We start from the raw sequence: 19,270 nt of genomic DNA, 5'->3' as shown, positions 1-19,270 counted from the left end.
ATACGAATGCGCCCGCGGGCACTCAGCTCAAGTAGGCCGGAGCGCTCACGGGCAACGTAAATCGGAACTCGGCGCCGCCGCCGGGGGCGCGGCCGACCGTGATGGTGCCGCCGTGGACCTCGACGATGCCCTTGACGATGTAGAGCCCGAGGCCGGTGCCGCCGCGCTTGCTGCCCCGCCAGAAGCGGGTGAAGACGCGGTTCATGGACTCCTCCGGGATGCCGGGCCCCTCGTCGCTCACCGTGACCGACGTAGCGGCGTTCTCATGGCCTTCCCCCTCCCGGGGGGACGCCGTGGGCGTGACCACAATGGTGACGGTTCCCTCGCCGTGCCGCACGGCATTTTCGAGCAGGTTGCTGAGCACCTGGTCGATCTTGTCGGGGTCGGCCCACAGGTCGGGCAGGGGCTGTTCGATGCGGAGCAGGAACCGGTCGGCGGGCAGTCCCGCGGCGACGTACGCCTGGATGTGGCGGCCCACGGCGGCGCCGATGTCGACGGGCTGGCGGCGCAGCTCCAGGCGCCCGGAGTCGATGCGGGAGATGTCCAGCAGCTCCGCGATGAGCCGGGTGACCCGGTCGGCGTCGGCGTCGACGGTCTCCAGCATCAGCCGCTTCTGGTCGTCGGTGAACCTCTCCCACTTGGCCAGGAGGGTGGCCGTGAAGCCCTTGACGGAGGTGAGCGGGGAGCGCAGTTCGTGGGCGACGGTGGCGATCAGCTCGGCGTGGCTGCGCTCGGTGCGGCGGCGGGCCTCGGTGTCGCGGAGGGAGACCACCACGCGGCGCACGGGCCCGGTGGGCCGGGCACGGACGTAGCGCGCGGAGACCAGGACCTCCCGGCCGCCGGGCAGGAGGAGGTTGCGCTCGGGCTGGCGGACCCGGATGGCGAGACCGCCGTACGGGTCGGTCAGCTGCCACCAGCGGCGCCCCTCCAGGTCCTCTAACGGAAGGGCCTTCTCCAGCCGCTGCCCGAGGGCGTCCGCTGCGGACACGGCGGTGATGCGCTCGGCGGCGGCGTTGAAACAGATCACGTGGCCGTGCTCGTCGGCGACGACCAGGCCGTCGGGCAGGTGGTCGGGATCGAGGCCGAGCCCGGCGAGAGAGTCGGGACCGGACGGCGCCGCGTGCGTCGCCTCCGGTGATCCCGGTGCGCTGCCCGTGCCGACACTCATCCCCGTGCTCCACCTCTCCTGCGCAGGGCCCCCGAGCTGGTCACCCTACTAGCTCTCGGTGACGGAACGGCACCCTCCGGAGGCGCGCTGTGCCCGGGCCGACGCATAGAGACATACGGCGGCGGCGGTGGCGAGGTTCAGGCTCTCGGCCTTCCCGTGGATCGGGACGCGCACCACGGCGTCCGCGAGCGCGCGGGTCTCCTCCGGGAGCCCCCACGCCTCGTTCCCGAACACCCAGGCCGTCGGCCCGCCCATGGTGCCCCGGTCCAGCTCGTCGTCGAGGTCGTCGGTGCCGGCCCCGTCGGCGGCGAGGATGCGGACACCGGCCCGCCTGAGCCCGTCGACGGCCTCCTCCACGGGCACGCCCACGGCGATCGGCAGATGGAACAGCGAGCCCACCGAGGCCCGTACGGCCTTGGGGTTGTACAGATCGACGGACGCGTCCGTCAGTACGACGGCCTCGGCACCGGCCGCGTCGGCGCACCGCAGCACGGTCCCGGCGTTCCCGGGGTCGCGGACGTTCGCGAGCACGGCGACGAGCTTGGGCCGGGCGGCGAGGATCTCCTCGAAGGGCGTGTCGAGGAACCGGCAGATCCCGACGAGCCCCTGCGGGGTGACGGTGGTCGAGATGTCGGCGATGACGTCCTCGGAGGCGAGGTGGACCCGGGCGCCGAGGGCCCGCGCCTCACCGATGATGTCGGCGTACCGCTCCGCGGCCTCGACGGTCGCGAACAGCTCCACGAGCGTGTCCTTGTGCCCCGCCGCCTCCCGCACGGCCTGCGGCCCCTCGGCGAGGAACAGCCGCTCCTTGCCCCGGAAGTTCCGCCTGGCGAGCCGCCGGGCGGCGGAGACGCGGGGGGAACGGGGGGAGATCAGCTCAGGAGCAACGGGGGACATGCACACTCACTTTCAGCATCTGACTTCCGCCGCCACGGCGATCGGCCACGACGACGGACACCGGCGGTGCCGAACCGTCCCGCACCACTCAAAGGAACGGACCCGCAGGCAAAAACCCACGGGTCCGCACACTCACACAGTCGGCCTAGGCCCAGCGCAGCGTCACGCGGCCTTCGGCGCGTTCACGTCCGCCGGCAGCGCCTTCTGCGCGACCTCGACCAGCGCGGCGAACGCGGTGGCGTCGTTGACGGCCAGCTCGGCCAGGATCTTGCGGTCGACCTCGATGTTCGCGGCCTTCAGACCCTGGATGAAGCGGTTGTACGTGATGCCGTTGGCGCGGGCAGCGGCGTTGATGCGCTGGATCCACAGCTGACGGAAGTCGCCCTTGCGCTTCTTGCGGTCGTTGTAGTTGTAGACCAGCGAGTGGGTGACCTGCTCCTTGGCCTTGCGGTACAGGCGCGAACGCTGACCGCGGTAGCCGGAGGCCGCCTCGAGGATCGCCCGGCGCTTCTTGTGGGCGTTGACTGCCCGCTTGACGCGTGCCACTTGTTAACTCCTTGTAGCGGGGCCGTGGTGGGACTCACACGGCCCGGAATCGATTGGGTCCCGGTCCTGACGTACGGCGCTCAAGCGAAGCGCCGCGTACGTCACTTGCCGAGAAGCTTCTTGATCTTCGCGGCGTCGCCCGGGGCCATCTCGGCGTTGCCGGTGAGGCGACGCGTCACGCGGGACGACTTGTGCTCGAGCAGGTGGCGCTTGCCGGCGCGCTCACGGAGCACCTTGCCGGAGCCGGTGATCTTGAAGCGCTTGCTGGCACCGCTGTGCGACTTGTTCTTCGGCATAGCGCCGTTCTCTCCTCGTCGGTGGCGCTCCGGTGCCCGGTCACGAAAACCGGGCACGGTGGAGCGTCGCTCTTGTATCGGTTACGTCCTGGGGGCTCGCGCCCCCGGGGATCACGCCTCGGCGGAAGCCTCGGCCGGAGCCTCGGCGAGGTCCTCGGAGGTGTCCTCGTCGATCTCGGTCTCCGCGGCGTTCTGCGACTTGCCGGGGTTGGCCTTCGCTTCCGCCTTGCGGGCTTCCTGCGCCTGGCGAGCCTCGGCCATCGCCTCGGTCTTCTTCTTGTGCGGACCGAGAACCATGATCATGTTTCGGCCGTCCTGCTTCGGGTTCGACTCCACGAAACCGAGGTCCTGGACGTCCTCCGCGAGACGCTGCAGCAGTCGGTAGCCGAGTTCCGGCCGGGACTGCTCGCGACCACGGAACATGATCGTGATCTTGACCTTGTCGCCCTGCTTGAGGAACCGGACGACGTGACCCTTCTTGGTGTCATAGTCGTGCGGGTCGATCTTCGGCCGGAGCTTCATCTCCTTGATGACCGTGTGCGCCTGGTTCTTGCGCGCCTCACGGGCCTTCATGGCCGACTCGTACTTGAACTTCCCGTAGTCCATGAGCTTGCACACGGGCGGACGGGCGTTCGCCGCGACCTCGACCAGGTCCAGGTCGTACTCCTGCGCAAGCTCCAGTGCCTTGGCCAGGGGGACGATGCCCACCTGCTCGCCACTGGGACCGACAAGTCGCACCTCGGGAACGCGAATCCGGTCGTTGATGCGGGGCTCGGCGCTGATGGATCCTCCTCGGTTAGCACCACACAGCCGTCTGGCGGACGGCCGCGTATGTCTCTAGTTCGTCAGACCTAACCGCGCCGAAGCACAAAAAATGCCCCGGACGATCACAGGCGGGGCTCCAAGCACTACCGGAGCACCGCCGCGATGATCGCGGGGCGCGCTTTCGGGCGACTCCATCGTCCGTACGGAACGATGGTGGCCGCCTGACCGGGGTGACCCGCCGTCCCGGGGGACGGTCGGGTGGGAGATCGGAGCCTCCACTTGTGGGCCGAACACATGTGTATCCAGCCGGTCGTCACACAAGGTTAGCAGCAACCCGGGGGTGGTGCGAACCGGCGTGCACCGGGCCCTATCGTGTGGGACATGAGTGACACCCCTCCCGCGTCCGCCGGTACCCCTGAGTCTCCCGACTTCGACGCGATGACCCGCGACATCGCCGAGGTCCCCGCCGTCGAGGTGATCGTGACGGTCGCCGTCAACCTGATGAGCGCCGCCGCCGTGAAGCTCGGCCTGACGGAGGAGGGTGACAAGTACAAGGACCTGGACGAGGCCCGCAAGCTGATCCACGCCCTCGCCGGTCTGCTGGACGGCAGCGCGACGGAGATCAGCTCCTTCCACGCGGCCCCGCTGCGCGACGGCCTGAAGTCCCTCCAGCTGGCCTTCCGCGAGGCCTCCCTCGTCCCGGACGAGCCGGGCCAGGGCCCGGGCGAGAAGTACACCGGTCCGATCTACGGCTGACCTCTCACCCGCGTACGTACAAGGGCTCGCCCGGAGGCGTCGCCCCGGCCGGCAGGAGTGCCAGGTCGAGGCCGCGCACCAGGCGGGCCCTGAGTGTCTCGTCGGCGGCGAGGCGGCCCGCGACCGCCCGCGCGGCCTCGGCGGGAGCCGCGGCGGGATCCAGGACGAGGGCCAGGGTGCCGTCGGCCTCGCCGGGGCCGAGGTGGGCGCGCAGGACGGCGGGCTCGGCGGCCACCGCGTCGCGTACGGCGCCGATCACGGCCGGGTCGGCGAGCGGGTCGGCCGTCGCGCGGCCCTCGGCGAGCGCGAGCAGCGCGGGCCCGCTCAGCTCGTAGGGCACCGGTCCGGCCAGGTCCAGCACGATCGTGTCCGCCTTCTCGTGCGCGGCGGCCTGGAGGGCCTGGTGGAGGGGTACGGCGACGGGGCGGGCCGCCGGGTCCCAGCGCGCCAGGGAGTCGGTGGAGGTGAAGGCGGGCAGGGCGGTGCGCTGTCCGGCCTTCAGGGTGGGGACGGCCATGTCGCTGGTCTTCTCGCGGCGCAGTCCGTTCTCGTCCTCCTCGACCTCGCCGAGCACGGCCACGACGGGGACCAGCAGCCGGGCGCCCCTGAGCGCCTCCAGGACGGGCCCCTCGGCGCCGCGGTCCTCGGCCCAGGCCGCGAGCGCCGCGCTCAGCCGGGGATCGGCCGAGCCGTCGTCGTCGGAGAAGCCGGAGTCGGGAATGTTCTTGTTCGCCACGGTCACCGACCCTATCGGGGGCTTGCTGCTGGGCTTGTGCGGGCCCGGAAACCCGCCCGTGACGACTTTCACGGGTTTCTCAGAGTTCGCTGACACAGCTCTAACGTCCGGCTAACGAGCCACACAGTCGCAGGCCCGACCATCGCGGTCATGGAGTCTCCCAGAGCCGCCGGACGCCGTGCCCGCAGGTCCGCTCGCCGGGCCCTGCTGTACACCGCGCCGGCCCTCCTCGCCGTCGTCGGTGCCACGGCCGCGGGGACCGTGTACGTGAAGGCGCAGGCGCACTCCGGGGGCGGCGCCGTATCGTCGGCGGCGGCGCCGTCGGCCCCGTCCTCGCCGGTGGCCGGGAGCCAGGAGGCGGCCGGGACCGAGGAGGCGGCGGTGGAGCCCGTGGCGGAGCCGACGGTGGATCTCGACGGACTGCTCGCCGACGCCATGGAGTCGGTGCGCGTGCCGGGCGACGCGGAGATGTCGGCGGGGGTGCTCGACCTGACGTCGGGCGAGCACGCGGTGTACGGCGACGGCGCCTTCGACACGGCGAGCATCGTGAAGGTCGACATCCTGGCGGCGCTGCTGCTCCGGCACCAGGAGGCGGGCACACGGCTGAGCACGCGGGAGAGGTCCTACGCCACCGCGATGATCGAGAACAGTGACAACGCCTCGGCGTCCGCGCTGTGGGACGCCATCGGGCGGGCCGAGGGGCTCGACGCCGCCAACGAGACGTTCGGTCTGACCGGCACCGAGGGCGGCGACGGTGCGCTGTGGGGGCTGACGCAGACCACGGCCGCCGATCAACTCACCCTGCTCAAGCAGGTGTTCGGGGAGTCTTCGAAGCTGAGCGAGGCCTCACGGACGTATCTGCGCGGGCTGATGGGACGGATAGCCGACGGACAGGACTGGGGTGTGTCGGCCGCGGCCGACGGCTCCGGGTGGGCGCTGAAGAACGGCTGGCTGCCGCGCAGTACGACCGGGCTGTGGGACGTCAACAGCATCGGCCTGGTGACCGTGGCCGGGCACGACTACCTGGTCGCCGTGCTGTCGAAGGGCAACGCGACGCAGGCGCGGGGGATCTCGCTGGTCGAGGCGGCGGCCCGGGCGGCGGTGTCGGTGTTCACGGGTGACGGGGCGTCCTCGTCGGCTTCCGCGTCCGCCTCGTCGGGATAACGGCGGGGCGGGGGCTGGAGGAGGCTGGTGCAGGGCCGTCGCAGGCGCCGTACAGCGGCTCAGAAACCGTCGTAGGAGTCGTGGCTCTCCTGGTGGTGCGGGGTGCGGCGGCCGCGCCACAGGACCACCGCGGCGCCCAGGAGCAGGATTCCGGCGCCGCCCGCGACGGGGGCCGCCCAGTCGGCGGTGCCGTCCTCGGTGTCGGCGGCGTCGGGGCCGGAGCCGAAGTACTTGTCGCCGTAGGAGGCGGCCTCCAGGCCCTCGGGCTTGAGGCGGGCGGCCGCGGTGAGGGCGGCCGCCGGGTCGATGAACCCGAAGCCGCGGGAGTCGTCGCGGCCGCCGGAGGGGGCGTTGCGGGCCGTGTCCTCCAGGAGCTTCTTGATCTGCGCGGGCGTCAGGTCCGGGTGCGCGGCCTTCAGGAGCGCGACCGCGCCGGAGACGAACGCGGAGGCGGCGCTGGTGCCCCAGCCCTCGTAGTACTTGTGGTCGGGGTCGGCGATGACGACGTCGACGCCGGGGGCGCTGACCGTGGCGTACCAGCGGCGGGTGGAGAAGACGGCGCGGGTGCCGAACTTGTCCACGGCGGTCGCGGCGATGACGCCGGGGTAGGCGGCCGGGTAGGAGATGTGGTCGCCCTTCTCGCCGCCGTTGCCGGCCGAGGCGACGACGACGGCGCCCTTCCTGAGGGCGTACTGGACGGCCTCGTCCTCGGCGGGCTCGGGGTGCGCGGAGGCGGAGTCGTCGCCGAGGGAGAGGTTGATGACGTCGGCGCCGTGGTCGGCGGCCCAGCGGATGCCCTGTGCGAGGGCGTTGCCGCGGGTGCTGCGGGCCTTGGCGCGGGCCGGGTCGCCGTCCTCCAGGATGACGCGGACGGGGAGGATCTTGGCCTCGGGGGCGATGCCCATGACGCCGTCGGCGTTGCCCGCGCCGTGTCCGTGGCCCGCGATGATGCCGGCCATCGCGGTGCCGTGACGGGCCCAGGGGCGGTCGCCCTCCGTCGCGCCGAAGCCGATCATGTCCTTGCCGGTGAGGACGTTGCCGACGAGGTCGGGATGGTCGGCCTCGACACCGGTGTCCAGGACGGCGACGGTGACGCCCGCGCCCTTGGTGGTGCGCCAGGCCTCCTGGGTGTGCATGGCGTCCAGCGCCCACTGCTTGGCGCGGATGGTGTCGGCGTGCGCGGCGGTCGGCGGCACGAGGGCGACCGAGGCGGCGAGGAGGACGCTCAGGAGGCCGGCCCTGCGGGCGGTGAGGCGCGCGCTGCTCATGAGGCGTTCTCCGGGGGCGAGCTGACGGTCTTGCGCAGTCCGCGTTCGACGCGGTCGGCGAGGCCCTGTGCCTCGTTGCCGAGGCCGGCCTGGGCGGGGCCGGTGGTGGCGCCCGACGTCATCGCCTCGGCGGCGGGCTCCGGGGTGTCGACGGTACGGCCGTCCGCCCAGCCGGAGACGGCGTAGACGACGACCGGGGCGTCGGTGAGGACGGAGACGGTCCAGGACGCGCGCTGGTCGGGGCCGAAGTCGGAGGCGACGGTGCCCTTGGCGGCGTACGGCCGGGGCATGAGGTCGGTGCGGTCGGCGTAGCCCCCGTCCTTGAACCGTTTCGCCAGGGCGGTCATGGTGGCGGCGTCGCCCTTGGTGAACAGCAGGCCGACGGTGGTGACGTAGCTCTGGGTGGCGTCGGTGTAGGTGGCGCGCAGCAGCCGCTCGCAGCCAACGGGGTCGAGGGCGGTGCGCAGCAGCGGGTCGAACGCGTCCGCGCAGCCACTGTCCGGGGCTACGGCGATCCGCGTCCAGGTCCGGTCGGCGCCACCGGGTCCGGCGCCCCGGCCCTGCACGGTCCGCGGGAAGAGTTCGTCCACCGGCACGCTGTGCCACAGCCCGGCGGCCGTGGCGAAGCTGTCCCGCGCGCCCGGCTCCCCCGGCTCGCCGATCAGCCAACTCCCGGTCACCGCACCGCCGATGAGCCCCAGCCCGAGCACGACACACGCGGCCGCGCCGGCGACCCGCGGCCGCATCCACATCCCGAACGGCCGCGACCTGACCCCCTCGTCGTACACCTCCGGCTCCCCGAAGGACACGACGGGCCGCCCCGCCCCGGGAACCCCGCCCGGCGCCATCGGAGCACTCCAGGACAGCGCGGGGTCGGGAGAGACGGCCACGGAGTCCGTGCCGGGTGCACGGCGCGGGGACTCGGTGGGAAGTGGGGGCGTGTGCGGGCCCCCACCGGGCGCCCGGCCCGGAGGAACGACGGGCACGGGCGGCACCCCCACACCGACCCCGGAACCCCCCTCCGGCTCACGCACCGGCCGCGGCGGAAAACCGGGCCGCACGGGCGCGGCCGAGGTCCCCGGACGAACACCGGCCTGGGCGTCCATGCCGCCGGACGAGGTCGTCCCCGGGCGAACACCGGCCTGCGCGTCGATGCCGCCGGACGAAGTCCCCGGACGAACACCGGCCTGCGCGTCGATGCCGCCGGACCGGGCACCCGCGGCACGGGGCTGCGACGGAGGCACGTCCGATCCTGCGCTACGGCCCGGCTCGCCGTCCGGGCGGCCGCCGGCCGCCGAGTCGGGACCGGTAGGGCCGGAACGCCTACCGGACGAGGCATCCGCCCGAGCACCGGGCTGCGACGCGGGCCCGGCAGAACCGGGCCCCCAGCCCCCGGTCGCGGCCTCGGCACGAGTACCGGAAGGCGACGACGGGGTGGCCGCGCCGGGGCGATGGGCGGGCTGGGCGTCCTCTCGGGCACCGAACTGAGGTGCGGGCGCAGCCGAATCCGGGCGCCAGCCGCGCGGGGCCTCCGCGGCGGAGCCGGAGCACGGCTGCGCTGCGGGGTCGCCCGGACGACGGCCGAGTTGGGCCCCCTCACGGGCGCCAGACTGAGGTGCGGGCGCGACCGAATCCGGGCGCCAGCCTGCCGACGACGTCTCTGGACGGGTGTCGGACTGCGATGCACGCGTGGCCGGATCCGGATGCCAGCCGCGCGGGGCCCCTGCGGCGGGGCCGGCGCCCGGCTGTGATGCGGGCTCGCCCGGACGACGGGCGGGCTGAGCGTCCTCACGGGGACCGGACTGCGATGCAGGTGTGCCGGGGCGGCGGCCGGATTGGGCGTCCTCACGGGCGCCGGACTGAGGAGCAGACGCGGCCGGATCCGGGCGCCACGCGCGTGGGGCCTCCGCGGCGGAGCCGGAGCCCGGCTGCGGTGTGGGGGTGCCGGGGCGGTGGGTGTCCGGGGGCGAGGGGGTGGAGCGGTCGCGGCTGTTCGGGTCTGTGGAGGGGGTGGGGCGGATCGGTCGGAAGGGGAATGTGGTCTCCGACGCGGTCACGTCCGGGGCGGAACTACGACGGGGCGGTGCCGTCGGCCGCCGGGTCGGGCGGGGCGGTATGGGCGACGCCGGGTCCCCGGCGTCGGCCGGGGGCGGCAGGGGGCCGGCCGTGCCGGGACGCCGGGTACCCGCGTGCGGAGGCTGTGCAGGCACCGGGGTGCTCGGCGGCGGAGGCATGCGGGTCGGAGCGGTGGAGTCGGTGTTCGGCTGTGCCGCCGCACGGCCCGGCGTCGTCGGTCCGGAACCGGGGTGCGACGCGGAGCGGTGCTGGCCGGTCGCCGGGGCGTTCGATGCGGACGAGCCGGTGTGGGCCTGCGGAGGCCGGGGCGGGACGGTGTCGCCGGACGGGGGCGGAGTGTCGGGGAAGCGGGCGGATGCCATGGGAGGAGGCGGGGGCGCGGTGTTGGCGTACGGGGCCCGCACGCGCGGGAAGCGCGGCCCAGTGCCCTGCGTGGCCGACGTACGGCCTGCTCCGTCGGCCTCGGCGGCACGGCGCGACCGGAATCCGTCCCCGGGTACGACTCCCCGGGCGGCCCCGGAGCCCGTCTGCCCACCGCCCGGGACAGCTCCGCCTGCCGAGACCACGCCGCTCTCCGAATCACCCCGGCCGGTCGGCATGGCAACGGAGCCGCTCCCCGGACCATTCCCGCCCGCCGGCACGAAGGCGCTCCCCGAGCCGTTCCCCAAGCCGTTCCCGGACCCGCTGCCGCCCGCCGACGCGAAAGCACCGCCCGGCGCATTCCCGCCCGCCGACATGAAGCCGTTCCCCGAGTCGTTCCCCGAACCGCTGCCCCCCGCCGGCGCAGAGCCGTTCCCCGGCCCGTTGCCGTCCGTGGCGGTCGAGCCGTTCCGCGGGTCGTCCCAGGTCCCCGCCGCGGAGCCCGTCCGCGGGGCGGCCCCGGGGGCCTCGGTGGGCGGGGTCGGCGGGTGCGGGGGCTGTGGGGGAATGGGGGCGCGGCGCGCTTCCGTGCTCACTGCACCCCCCGTTTCCTCGTGCCCGGGCCGTCGTCGTACACGGGCCGTCGTCGTTCTCGACCGGCCCGGCGCGGACTCGGCCGTTCCGGGCACGCATACCCGCAACGGCGGACCGGCATCCCGGGCCGAACACGCGACCGGGATCGATCCTCCGTGCGTGCGCGTCACTCTACGGCTTGTCAGCCGCCGAACGGGAACCAGTCCACGAGCCCGGGGCATCTGCCCGGATCGTCCCCCTACCCTGCGGTAATCCTGTCTGGCAGGCTGCGTTCATGACTGCGCGCGCCGCCGACAGGGCCCGTTACGACCGGGCCACCGCCCATCTCGACGCCCCCCTCGCGATCGTGGACCTGGACGCCTTCGACGCCAACGCGGACGATCTCGTCCGCCGGGCGGCGGGCAAGCCGATCCGGGTCGCGAGCAAGTCCGTGCGCTGCCGAGCCCTGCTCGAACGCGTCCTCGGCAAGGAGGGCTTCGCGGGCATCATGTCCTTCACCCTCGCCGAGTCCCTGTGGCTGGCCCGGAGCGGTTTCGAGGACATCCTCCTCGCCTACCCCTCCACCGACCGCGCCGGATACGCCGAACTCGCCGCCGACCCCAAGCTCGCCGCCGCCGTCACGGTGATGGTCGACGACCCGGCGCAGCTCGCCTTCATCGACGCGGCCCGCGGCGGCGGACGTGAAGTCGTCCGCGTCTGCCTGGAGTTGGACACCTCGCTGAAGCTGCTCGGCGGCCGGGTACGGGTCGGCGCCCGCCGCTCCCCGCTGCACTCCCCCGCCCAGGTCGCGGACATGGCCCGCGCGGTGGCCCGGCGGCCCGGGTTCGAGGTCGTCGGGATCATGGCGTACGAGGGTCATGTCGCGGGTGTCGGCGACGCGGTCGCCGGCCGGCCGCTGCGGTCGCGGGCGGTGCGGCTGATGCAGGCCACCGCCCGCCGTGAGCTGGCCGAGCGGCGCGCCGAGGTGGTGCACGCGGTCCGGGCCGTGGTGCCGGACCTGGAGTTCGTGAACGGCGGCGGGACCGGCAGTGTGCAGCACACCGCCGCGGAGGACGCGGTCACCGAGATCGGCGCGGGCTCGGGGCTGTACGTGCCGCGGCTGTTCGACAACTACACGTCGTTCAGCGGCCGTCCTGCGGCGCTCTTCGCCCAGCCCGTCGTACGGCGGCCGGGTGTGGGGGTCGTGACCGTCCTCGGCGGCGGCTACCCCGCCTCGGGGGCGCCCGGCCGGGACCGGCTCCCGGTGCCGTATCTGCCGGAGGGGCTGAAGTACGACCCCCAGGAGGGCCCCGGCGAGGTGCAGACGCCGCTGATCGGCCCCCCGGCCGACGACCTCCTGCTCGGCGACAAGGTGTGGTTCCGGCACGCCAAGGCCGGTGAGCTGTGCGAGCGGTTCGACACGCTGCACCTGATCGAGGGCGACGCGGTGACGGCGACCGTCCCGACCTACCGGGGCGAGGGCCACACCTTCCTGTGACCGCTCAGCCCGGCGGGCCGAGGCTGCTGCCCACGCCGCCGCCGGTGTCCGCGTCGCCGACCGACCGGATTCCCTTGGTGATCCGGTCCATGTCGGCGAGGGGCGGCCCGTCGGGCCCCGCGTCGAAGACGAACCGCACGACGACCGGCGACTCGCTGCCCACGCTGGACGGGAAGACCAGCGACTGCACATACCCGCCGGGGCCCTTGGCGGTCTTGACCCGCCAGCGGACGAGGTACCCGGCGCGGCCCGCCACCGCGACCGGCCCGGACTTGACGCTCCGGTGGGACTCGACACCGCCGTAGGGGCGCTGGCGCAGGAGGTCGCGGTCGTAGGCGAGGTTCGTCGCGTCCGCTATGTCCGCCTTGGCGAGGGCCTCGGGGGACTGTTCGTCGGTCGAGGTCGCGGTGCGGGAGAAGACGAGACCGTGCCGGCAGGTGCCGACGCCGGCCGGGCAGGGGTAGGTCCCGTCGTCCGACATCATGACGACGTTCTCCTGGGAGACGTTCTTCGGCCTGGCCCAGCCGTCGAGGAGCGGGAAGGTGATGCCGTTGAGCTCGTCGGTGACGACGGCCGGGTCGTCGGCGGAGGGCTCGGAGGGCGGCGGCGTGGGCGAGGCGGTGTCGCTCGACGGCGCGAAGGTGGGGGTGATCGTGGGCGCGGTGTTCACGTCCGTGCCGCCCTCGTCGCCCCCGCCGAGCGCGAACGCCCCGGTCACGATCGCGGCGACCAGCACGGTCCCGGCGGTGCCCAGGGCGAGGGCCTTGGCCCGCCCGGAGGGTCCGGCGGCGGGCTGCGGCGGCCCCGGGACCTCCGGGGCGCGCCGGTGGTCGGTCCACGTGGTCCCGTCCCACCAGCGCTCCAGGTGCGGAGCGGAGGGGTCCGGGTACCAGCCGGGCGGTGGCGTCATGCTCATCCCGGCACTGTAGGCCGCCGGGCCGGGAGCCGGGGCGGGGCCTACAGGGGTGTGACGTACGCCCCCGAGATCCCGCCGTCCACGAGGAAGTCGGTGGCGTTCACGAAGGAGGAGTCGTCGCTGGCCAGGAAGGCGACCGCGGCGGCGATCTCCTCGGCCTCGGCGAACCGGCCGACCGGGATGTGGACCAGGCGGCGGGCGGCCCGCTCCGGGTCCTTCGCGAACAGCTCCTGGAGCAGGGGGGTGTTGACCGGTCCCGGGCAGAGCGCGTTGACGCGGATGCCCTCCCGCGCGAACTGCACGCCGAGTTCCCGGGACATGGCCAGAACTCCGCCCTTGGAGGCGGTGTAGGAGATCTGGGAGGTGGCGGCGCCCATCCGCGCCACGAAGGACGCCGTGTTGATGATGGAGCCCCTGCCCTGCTGCCGCATGTAGGGGATGGCGGCCTTGCAGCACAGGTAGACGGAGGTGAGGTTGACCTCCTGGACGCGCTTCCAGGCCTCCAGGCCGGTCTCCAGGATCGAGTCGTCGTCGGGCGGGGAGATGCCGGCGTTGTTGAAGGCGATGTCGACGCTGCCGTAGGTGTCGTGGGCCGCCTTGAAGAGGGCCTCGACCTGCTCGGGGTCGGTGACGTCGACCTTCACGAAGATCCCGCCGACCTCGTCGGCGGCGGCCTTGCCGCGGGTCTCGTCGACGTCGCCGCAGACGACGTGCGCGCCCTCGGAGGCGAGCCGGCGCGCGGTGGCGAGGCCGATGCCGCTGCCGGCGCCGGTGATGACGGCGGTGCGGCCGACGAGGCGGCGGCACACAATCTGATCGGTCACTGTGCGGGGCCTTCCGTGCTGATGAAGACGTTCTTCGTCTCGGTGAAGGCGGTCAGGGCGTCCGGGCCGAGTTCGCGGCCGATGCCGGACTGCTTGTAGCCGCCGAAGGGTGTCCAGTAGCGGACGCTGGAGTGGGAGTTGACGGACAGGTTGCCGGCGCGCACGGCCTGGGAGACGCGGAGCGCGCGGCCGACGTCGCGGGTCCAGATGGAGCCGGAGAGGCCGTACGGGGTGTCGTTGGCGAGGCGGATCGCGTCGGCCTCGTCGGTGAAGGGCAGCAGCACGGCGACCGGGCCGAAGATCTCCTCCCGGGCCGCCTCGGAGTCGGGCCGCTCCCCCGTGAGGACGGTCGGCGGGAACCAGAAGCCGGGCCCCTCGGGGGCGCTGCCGCGCAGGGCGGGGGCGTCGTCCGGCACCAACGACCGTACGCGGTCCAGCTGCTGACGGGAGATCAGCGGACCCATCTGCGTCTTCTCGTCGGCCGGGTCGCCCACGACGACGGCGGCCAGCGCGTCGGCGAGCAGCTCGCGGACCTCGTCGTGGACAGATTCCTGGACCAGGATGCGGGTGCGGGCGCAGCAGTCCTGGCCGGCGTTGTCGAGAAAGGAGAAGGGGTCGACCGCGGTCTTGAGGTCGGCGTCCGCGAAGACGATGTTCGGGCTCTTGCCGCCGAGTTCGAGGGTGACCGGCTTGACCTGGTCGGAGCAGAGGGCCATGACGCGCTTGCCGGTCCGGGTGGAACCGGTGAAGACGATCTTGGCGACGTCGGGATGCCGTACGAGGGCGTCCCCCGCGATGTCGCCGCGGCCCGGCAGCACCTGGAACAGCCCCTCGGGCAGGCCCGCCTCCAGGGCGAGTTCGGCGAGGCGCAGGGCGGTGAGCGGGGTCGTCTCGGCGGGCTTGAGGATGACCGCGTTGCCCGCCGCGAGCGCCGGTGCCGTCCCCCACGCCGCGATCGGCATGGGGAAGTTCCAGGGCGCGATGACGCCGACGACACCGAGGGGTTCGAGGATCGTGACGTCGAGGCCGCCCGGGACCGGGATCTGCCGGCCGGTCAGCCGCTCCACTCCCCCGGCCGCGTAGTCGAGCAGGTCCCGCACATTGCCCGCCTCCCAGCGGGCGTTGCCGATGGTGTGGCCGGCTTCCCGGACCTCCAACCGGGCGAGTTCCTCCAGGTGTTCGTCGACGACCACGGCGAAACGGCGCAGCAGCCGGGCCCGGTCCCCGGGGGCGACGGCCGCCCACGCGCGCTGTGCCTGGCCGGCGCGGTGGACGGCGGCGTTCACGTCCTGCTCGACGGCGCCGGGGACGGTGGCGATCACCTCCTCCGTCGCGGGGTTGAGGATGTCCAGTTCGTGCAGTTGCGACAAGAGATGCCTCACATGCGTTCGAAGGAGCGGCGGAGCTCCCAGTCGGTCACCGCTGCGTCGAAGGCGTCCAGCTCGACGCGCGCCATGTTGCGGTAGTGCGCGACCACCTCGTCCCCGAAGGCGGCCTTGGCGATGGGGCTGTTCTCCCAGAGCTCGGCGGCCTCGCGCAGGGTGGTCGGGACATGCGCGTAGTCGGCGGTGTAGGCGTTGCCGGGACACGCCTCGGGCAGTTCCAGCTTCTGTTCGATGCCGTACAGTCCGGCGGCGATCAGCCCGGCGACCGCGAGGTGCGGGTTGACGTCACCGCCGGGCAGCCGGTTCTCGAAGCGCAGGGAGCGGCCGTGGCCGACCACGCGCAGGGCGCAGGTGCGGTTGTCGTGCCCCCAGGCGACGGCCGTCGGGGCGAAGGAGCCCGGCTGGAACCGCTTGTAGGAGTTGATGTTCGGGGCGTAGAGCAGCGAGAAGTCCCTGAGGGCCGCGAGCTGCCCGGCCAGGAAGTACCGCATCACCTCCGACATCCCGTCCGGTCCGGCCATCACGTTGTCGCCGGCCGCGTCCGTGAGCGAGAGGTGGATGTGGCAGGAGTTGCCCTCGCGTTCGTTGTACTTGGCCATGAAGGTGATCGAGACACCCTCCTGGGCGGCGATCTCCTTGGTGCCGGTCTTGTAGACGGCGTGCTGGTCGCAGGTGACCAGGGCCTCGTCGTAGCGGAAGACGATCTCGTGCTGGCCCGGATTGCACTCGCCCTTGGCGGACTCGACGGTCAGGCCGGCGGCGGTCATGTCGTTGCGGATACGGCGGAGCAGCGGCTCGATCCGGCCGGTGCCGAGCACCGAGTAGTCGACGTTGTACTGGTTCGCCGGCGTCAGCCCCTGGTAGCCGGCGTCCCAGGCCTGCTCGTAGGTGTCCTTGAAGACGATGAACTCCAGCTCGGTGCCGACCTGGGCGGTGAAGCCGTGCTCGGCGAGGCGTTCCAGCTGGCGGCGCAGGATCTGGCGGGGGGCGGCGACCACCGGGGAGCCGTCGTTCCAGGCGAGGTCGGCGATCAGCATGGCCGTGCCGGCGTTCCAGGGGACGCGGCGGAGGGTGGACAGGTCCGGGTGCATGGCGAAGTCGCCGTAGCCGCGGTCCCAGGAGGACATCGCGTAGCCGTCGACGGTGTTCATCTCGGTGTCGACGGCGAGCAGGTAGTTGCAGCCCTCGGTGCCGTGCTGGAGGACCTCGTCGAGGAAGAAGCGGGCGGCGAACCGCTTGCCCTGGAGTCGCCCTTGCATGTCGGGGAAGGCCAGGACGACAGTGTCGATCTCACCGCCCGCGACGAGGGCGTGCAGCTCCTCGACGCCGAGCGGGGGTGTGCGGTCTGCCACGGGAAAGCTCCTTCGGCATCTTCGCGCTTCTTCGCGCTTCTTCGGCCGGGCCGGGAGCCATAAGGTATTGCGGAGAACCATTGCTTGGGAAGGGGGTACGGCCATATGTCGGTGGGCGCTGACGGCGGGCCGGACGACCGGTTGACGCCGGTGCTGCGACCGGTGCGGGCGGGCAACGGCTTCGAGGAGGCCCTGGAGCAGATCCTCCAGGTCGTCCGGCTGGGTCTGGTGCCGGGGGGCGAGCGGCTGCCGGCGGAACGGGAGCTGGCCGAGCGGCTCGGGATCAGCCGGGTGACGCTGCGCGAGGTGCTCAAGGTGCTCCAGGACCAGGGGCTGGTGGAGTCGCGGCGCGGCCGGTACGGCGGCACGTTCGTCCTGTCCCGCACGGACGGGGGCGGCGAGGACGAGCTGCGGCGGCGGATCAACGCGGTCGACATCGAGGACGTGCTGCGCTTCCGGGAGGTGCTGGAGGTGGGCGCGGCGGGGCTGTGCGCCACCCATGGCCTCTCTGCGGAGCAGGCGGACCGGCTCCGGCAGGCGCTGGCGGCCACCCAGGACGCGCCGCTGTCGGAGTACCGCCGCCTGGACACGCTGCTCCACCTCACGCTCGCCGAGCTGTGCGGGTCGCCGACGCTGACCGCGCAGTACGCGGCGGCCCGGGCCTCGGTGAACGGCCTCCTGGACTGCATCCCCCTCCTGGTGCGCAACCTGGAGCACTCCCAGCGCCAGCACACCGCCCTGGTCGAGGCGGTGCTCGACGGTGACGCCGACGGGGCGCGGGAGATGATGCGGGAGCACTGCGCCGGGACGGCGGCCCTCCTCAGGGGGTTCCTGGCGTGATTTCCTTGGAAAGGTATGCGGGTGGTCCATTGAGCGGATGGAGGGGCACATGGGCGGCAGGCCGCTGATCGGTGTCAGTACGTATCTGGAGTCCGGGGCACGCTGGGGCGTGTGGGAGCTGGAGGCGGCGCTCCTGCCGGCCGGGTATCCACGCCTGGTGCAGCGGGCGGGCGGCCTGGCCGCCATGCTCCCGCCGGACGCGCCGGAGCACGCGGCCGCCACCGTGGCCCGCCTCGACGGCCTGGTGATCGCGGGCGGCCCGGACGTCGAGCCGGTCCACTACGGCGCCGAACGCGACCCACGCACCGGCCCGCCGGCCCGCGAACGCGACGCCTGGGAACTCGCCCTGATCCTTGCGGCCCTCGACGCGGACATACCCCTGCTCGGCATCTGCCGCGGCATGCAGCTCCTGAACGTCGCCCTCGGCGGCACCCTCGTCCAGCACCTCGACGGCCACGCCGAAGTGGTCGGCGTCTTCGGCCACCACCCGGTCAAGCCGGTACCGGGCACCCGCTACGCCGACGCCGTCCCCGAGGAGACCTCCGTCCCCACCTACCACCACCAGTCCGTCGACCACCTCGGCACCGGCCTCCTCCCCTCCGCCCACGCACCCGACGGCACGGTAGAGGCCATCGAACTCCCCGGCGACTCCTGGGTGTTGGGAGTCCAGTGGCATCCGGAGATGGGCGAGGACGAGCGGGTGATGAGGGCACTGGTCGAGGCGGCACGCCTCAACACCGCCCAGGCACTCTCAGCCCGTCCGGCGTTTGAGGACGAGGCCCCTTGAGGGCCGACAGCGGGGGTCTGGGGGCTGCAGCCCCCAGGGATGGGACGGGTAGGGGCGGCGGGGGCGAACCCCAAAGGCACCCACCCCCACCTACCCCCGCGTCAACGACAACAACTCCCGAGCAGGCCCCACCGGCCGGTGCCCCGTAGGCCACACCGCCCGCAAGTCCCGCGCCAGCGACACCCCTTGCACCGGCACCCGCACAAGCCGCCGCACAGCAAGCTCCTCCCCCACCGCCAACTCACTGAGCACCGCAGGCCCGGCCCCACTCACCGCAGCCGCCTTCACCGCCGTGGTCGAGGACAACTCGATCAGCGGCCGAGCCAACCCACCCAGCGCCGCATCGAGAACCTGCCGCGTCCCCGACCCCTTCTCCCGAAGAATCAACGGCGTGGCCGCCAGCTCGGCCCCCTCCAGCGGCCGCCCCCGCCGCGCCCAGGGATGCCGAGGCGCGGTCACCACGATGAGCCGATCATGGGCGATGACGACGGAGTCCAGCCCGGTCGGCACGGACACCCCCTCCACGAACCCGAGATCCGCCTCGTCGGCGAGCAGCCGCTCGGCCACGGCCGCGGAGTTCCCCGCGAGCAGCGAGACCGCCGTGTCCGGCCGCTGGGCACGCAGCGCGAGCAGCCACCCCGGCAGCAGGTACTCGGCGATCGTCATGCTCGCCGCCACCCGCAGCCGCGAGTCCCGCCGGTCGCGCAGCGCCTGCGCCCCCGCATCGAAGGCCTCCGCCGCCTCGACGATCCGCCGCGCCCAGTCGGTGACCAGGGCACCGGCGTCGGTGAGCCGGGAGCCGCGCGGCGAACGGTCGACCAGCGCGACGCCCAGCTGCCGTTCCATGGAGCGGATCCGGCTGCTGGCCGCGGGCTGGGTGATGCCCGTCTCGCGCGCCGCCGCGCCCAGACTCCCGAGCCGGGCCACCGCCAGCAGCAGCTCCAGCGCCCCGAGATCGGGCACTCTGTGCGCCACCGAGCCGCCGCCCGCGGCCGCCCGGGAACCGTTCCGCCCCTGCTGCCCCTCCACGCTGCTCATAAAGACAGCTTATGCCCTCATAGAG

At 73.2% G+C, this 19,270-nt stretch carries 17 protein-coding genes and 1 pseudogene; 5 read left to right on the top strand and 13 right to left on the bottom strand.

The window, feature by feature from the left end:
* Window positions 1–22: 22 nt before the first annotated feature.
* From K4B79_RS27805 to infC, 5 genes and pseudogenes are all read right to left on the bottom strand, one after another.
* A complete protein-coding gene (locus K4B79_RS27805; protein WP_232029669.1) occupies window positions 23–1,168 on the bottom strand; it encodes a sensor histidine kinase in 1,146 nt (381 codons plus the stop codon).
* Window positions 1,169–1,216: 48 nt separating this feature from the next.
* A complete protein-coding gene (locus tag K4B79_RS27800; RefSeq protein WP_232029668.1) occupies window positions 1,217–2,065 on the bottom strand; it encodes a TrmH family RNA methyltransferase in 849 nt (282 codons plus the stop codon).
* A 162-nt stretch (window positions 2,066–2,227) separates the two neighbouring features.
* A complete protein-coding gene (gene rplT, locus K4B79_RS27795; protein WP_007380809.1) occupies window positions 2,228–2,611 on the bottom strand; it encodes a 50S ribosomal protein L20 in 384 nt (127 codons plus the stop codon).
* 101 nt (window positions 2,612–2,712) lie between these two features.
* The gene (gene rpmI, locus K4B79_RS27790; RefSeq protein WP_003977225.1) at window positions 2,713–2,907 is read right to left on the bottom strand and encodes a 50S ribosomal protein L35; all 195 of its coding nucleotides are present in this window, start codon (window positions 2,905–2,907) and stop codon (window positions 2,713–2,715) included.
* Between the two features lie 111 nt (window positions 2,908–3,018).
* Window positions 3,019–3,715, bottom strand: a pseudogene (infC, locus tag K4B79_RS27785) (translation initiation factor IF-3).
* A gap of 338 nt (window positions 3,716–4,053) precedes the next feature.
* Here infC and K4B79_RS27780 point away from each other — a divergent pair.
* Window positions 4,054–4,428 carry a DUF1844 domain-containing protein gene (locus tag K4B79_RS27780; protein WP_232029667.1) on the top strand — a complete coding sequence of 125 codons (375 nt, stop codon included), beginning with the start codon at window positions 4,054–4,056 and terminating at the stop codon, window positions 4,426–4,428.
* A 4-nt stretch (window positions 4,429–4,432) separates the two neighbouring features.
* Here the strand turns inward: K4B79_RS27780 and K4B79_RS27775 are convergent, their stop codons facing one another.
* Window positions 4,433–5,164 carry an SseB family protein gene (locus tag K4B79_RS27775; protein WP_232029666.1) on the bottom strand — a complete coding sequence of 244 codons (732 nt, stop codon included), beginning with the start codon at window positions 5,162–5,164 and terminating at the stop codon, window positions 4,433–4,435.
* A gap of 150 nt (window positions 5,165–5,314) precedes the next feature.
* Between K4B79_RS27775 and K4B79_RS27770 the strand changes: the two genes are divergently transcribed.
* The gene (locus K4B79_RS27770) at window positions 5,315–6,328 is read left to right on the top strand and encodes a serine hydrolase (protein ID WP_232029665.1); all 1,014 of its coding nucleotides are present in this window, start codon (window positions 5,315–5,317) and stop codon (window positions 6,326–6,328) included.
* A gap of 59 nt (window positions 6,329–6,387) precedes the next feature.
* On the opposite strand, the gene mycP is transcribed toward K4B79_RS27770, so the two are convergent.
* Window positions 6,388–7,596, bottom strand: coding sequence for a type VII secretion-associated serine protease mycosin (mycP, locus tag K4B79_RS27765; protein WP_232029664.1), 1,209 nt, complete (start codon window positions 7,594–7,596; stop codon window positions 6,388–6,390).
* Window positions 7,593–8,486: a hypothetical protein gene (locus K4B79_RS27760; protein WP_232029663.1), complete on the bottom strand. Its 894-nt coding sequence runs from the start codon at window positions 8,484–8,486 to the stop codon at window positions 7,593–7,595. The genes mycP and K4B79_RS27760 overlap by 4 nt, the downstream gene beginning before the upstream one ends.
* 2,414 nt (window positions 8,487–10,900) lie before the next feature.
* On the opposite strand from K4B79_RS27760, the gene K4B79_RS27755 reads away from it, so the two are divergent.
* Complete coding sequence (locus K4B79_RS27755; RefSeq protein ID WP_232029662.1) at window positions 10,901–12,103, top strand: amino acid deaminase/aldolase; 1,203 nt, start codon at window positions 10,901–10,903, stop codon at window positions 12,101–12,103.
* Window positions 12,104–12,107: 4 nt separating this feature from the next.
* On the opposite strand, the gene K4B79_RS27750 is transcribed toward K4B79_RS27755, so the two are convergent.
* Genes K4B79_RS27750 through K4B79_RS27735 form a run of 4 tightly spaced genes read right to left on the bottom strand, consistent with a single transcriptional unit; the run spans window position 12,108 to window position 16,580 of the window.
* Window positions 12,108–13,013, bottom strand: a complete 906-nt coding sequence (locus K4B79_RS27750; protein WP_232029891.1) for a DUF2510 domain-containing protein — start codon at window positions 13,011–13,013, stop codon at window positions 12,108–12,110.
* Window positions 13,014–13,060: 47 nt separating this feature from the next.
* Window positions 13,061–13,843, bottom strand: coding sequence for a 3-oxoacyl-ACP reductase (locus K4B79_RS27745; RefSeq protein WP_232029661.1), 783 nt, complete (start codon window positions 13,841–13,843; stop codon window positions 13,061–13,063).
* Window positions 13,840–15,213: an aldehyde dehydrogenase family protein gene (locus tag K4B79_RS27740; protein WP_232029660.1), complete on the bottom strand. Its 1,374-nt coding sequence runs from the start codon at window positions 15,211–15,213 to the stop codon at window positions 13,840–13,842. The genes K4B79_RS27745 and K4B79_RS27740 overlap by 4 nt, the downstream gene beginning before the upstream one ends.
* Window positions 15,214–15,221: 8 nt before the next feature.
* On the bottom strand, window positions 15,222–16,580 hold the full coding sequence (locus K4B79_RS27735) for a glutamine synthetase family protein (protein WP_232029659.1): 1,359 nt from the start codon (window positions 16,578–16,580) through the stop codon (window positions 15,222–15,224).
* Window positions 16,581–16,685: 105 nt separating this feature from the next.
* On the opposite strand from K4B79_RS27735, the gene K4B79_RS27730 reads away from it, so the two are divergent.
* Together K4B79_RS27730 and K4B79_RS27725 are read left to right on the top strand one after the other, a co-directional pair.
* The gene (locus tag K4B79_RS27730; RefSeq protein WP_232029658.1) at window positions 16,686–17,420 is read left to right on the top strand and encodes a FadR/GntR family transcriptional regulator; all 735 of its coding nucleotides are present in this window, start codon (window positions 16,686–16,688) and stop codon (window positions 17,418–17,420) included.
* A 49-nt stretch (window positions 17,421–17,469) separates the two neighbouring features.
* Window positions 17,470–18,207 carry a gamma-glutamyl-gamma-aminobutyrate hydrolase family protein gene (locus K4B79_RS27725; protein ID WP_232029657.1) on the top strand — a complete coding sequence of 246 codons (738 nt, stop codon included), beginning with the start codon at window positions 17,470–17,472 and terminating at the stop codon, window positions 18,205–18,207.
* A 90-nt stretch (window positions 18,208–18,297) separates the two neighbouring features.
* Here the strand turns inward: K4B79_RS27725 and K4B79_RS27720 are convergent, their stop codons facing one another.
* Window positions 18,298–19,245 (bottom strand): LysR family transcriptional regulator, encoded by a 948-nt coding sequence (locus tag K4B79_RS27720; protein ID WP_232029656.1) that lies wholly within the window; start codon window positions 19,243–19,245, stop codon window positions 18,298–18,300.
* Window positions 19,246–19,270 lie beyond the last annotated feature (25 nt).

The organism is Streptomyces lincolnensis, from assembly GCF_021173675.1.
Taxonomy (GTDB): Bacteria; Actinomycetota; Actinomycetes; order Streptomycetales; family Streptomycetaceae; genus Streptomyces; species Streptomyces lincolnensis_B.
The sequence above is the reverse complement of the archived record's forward strand: the minus strand, read 5'-3'. Positions and strand labels throughout refer to the sequence as shown.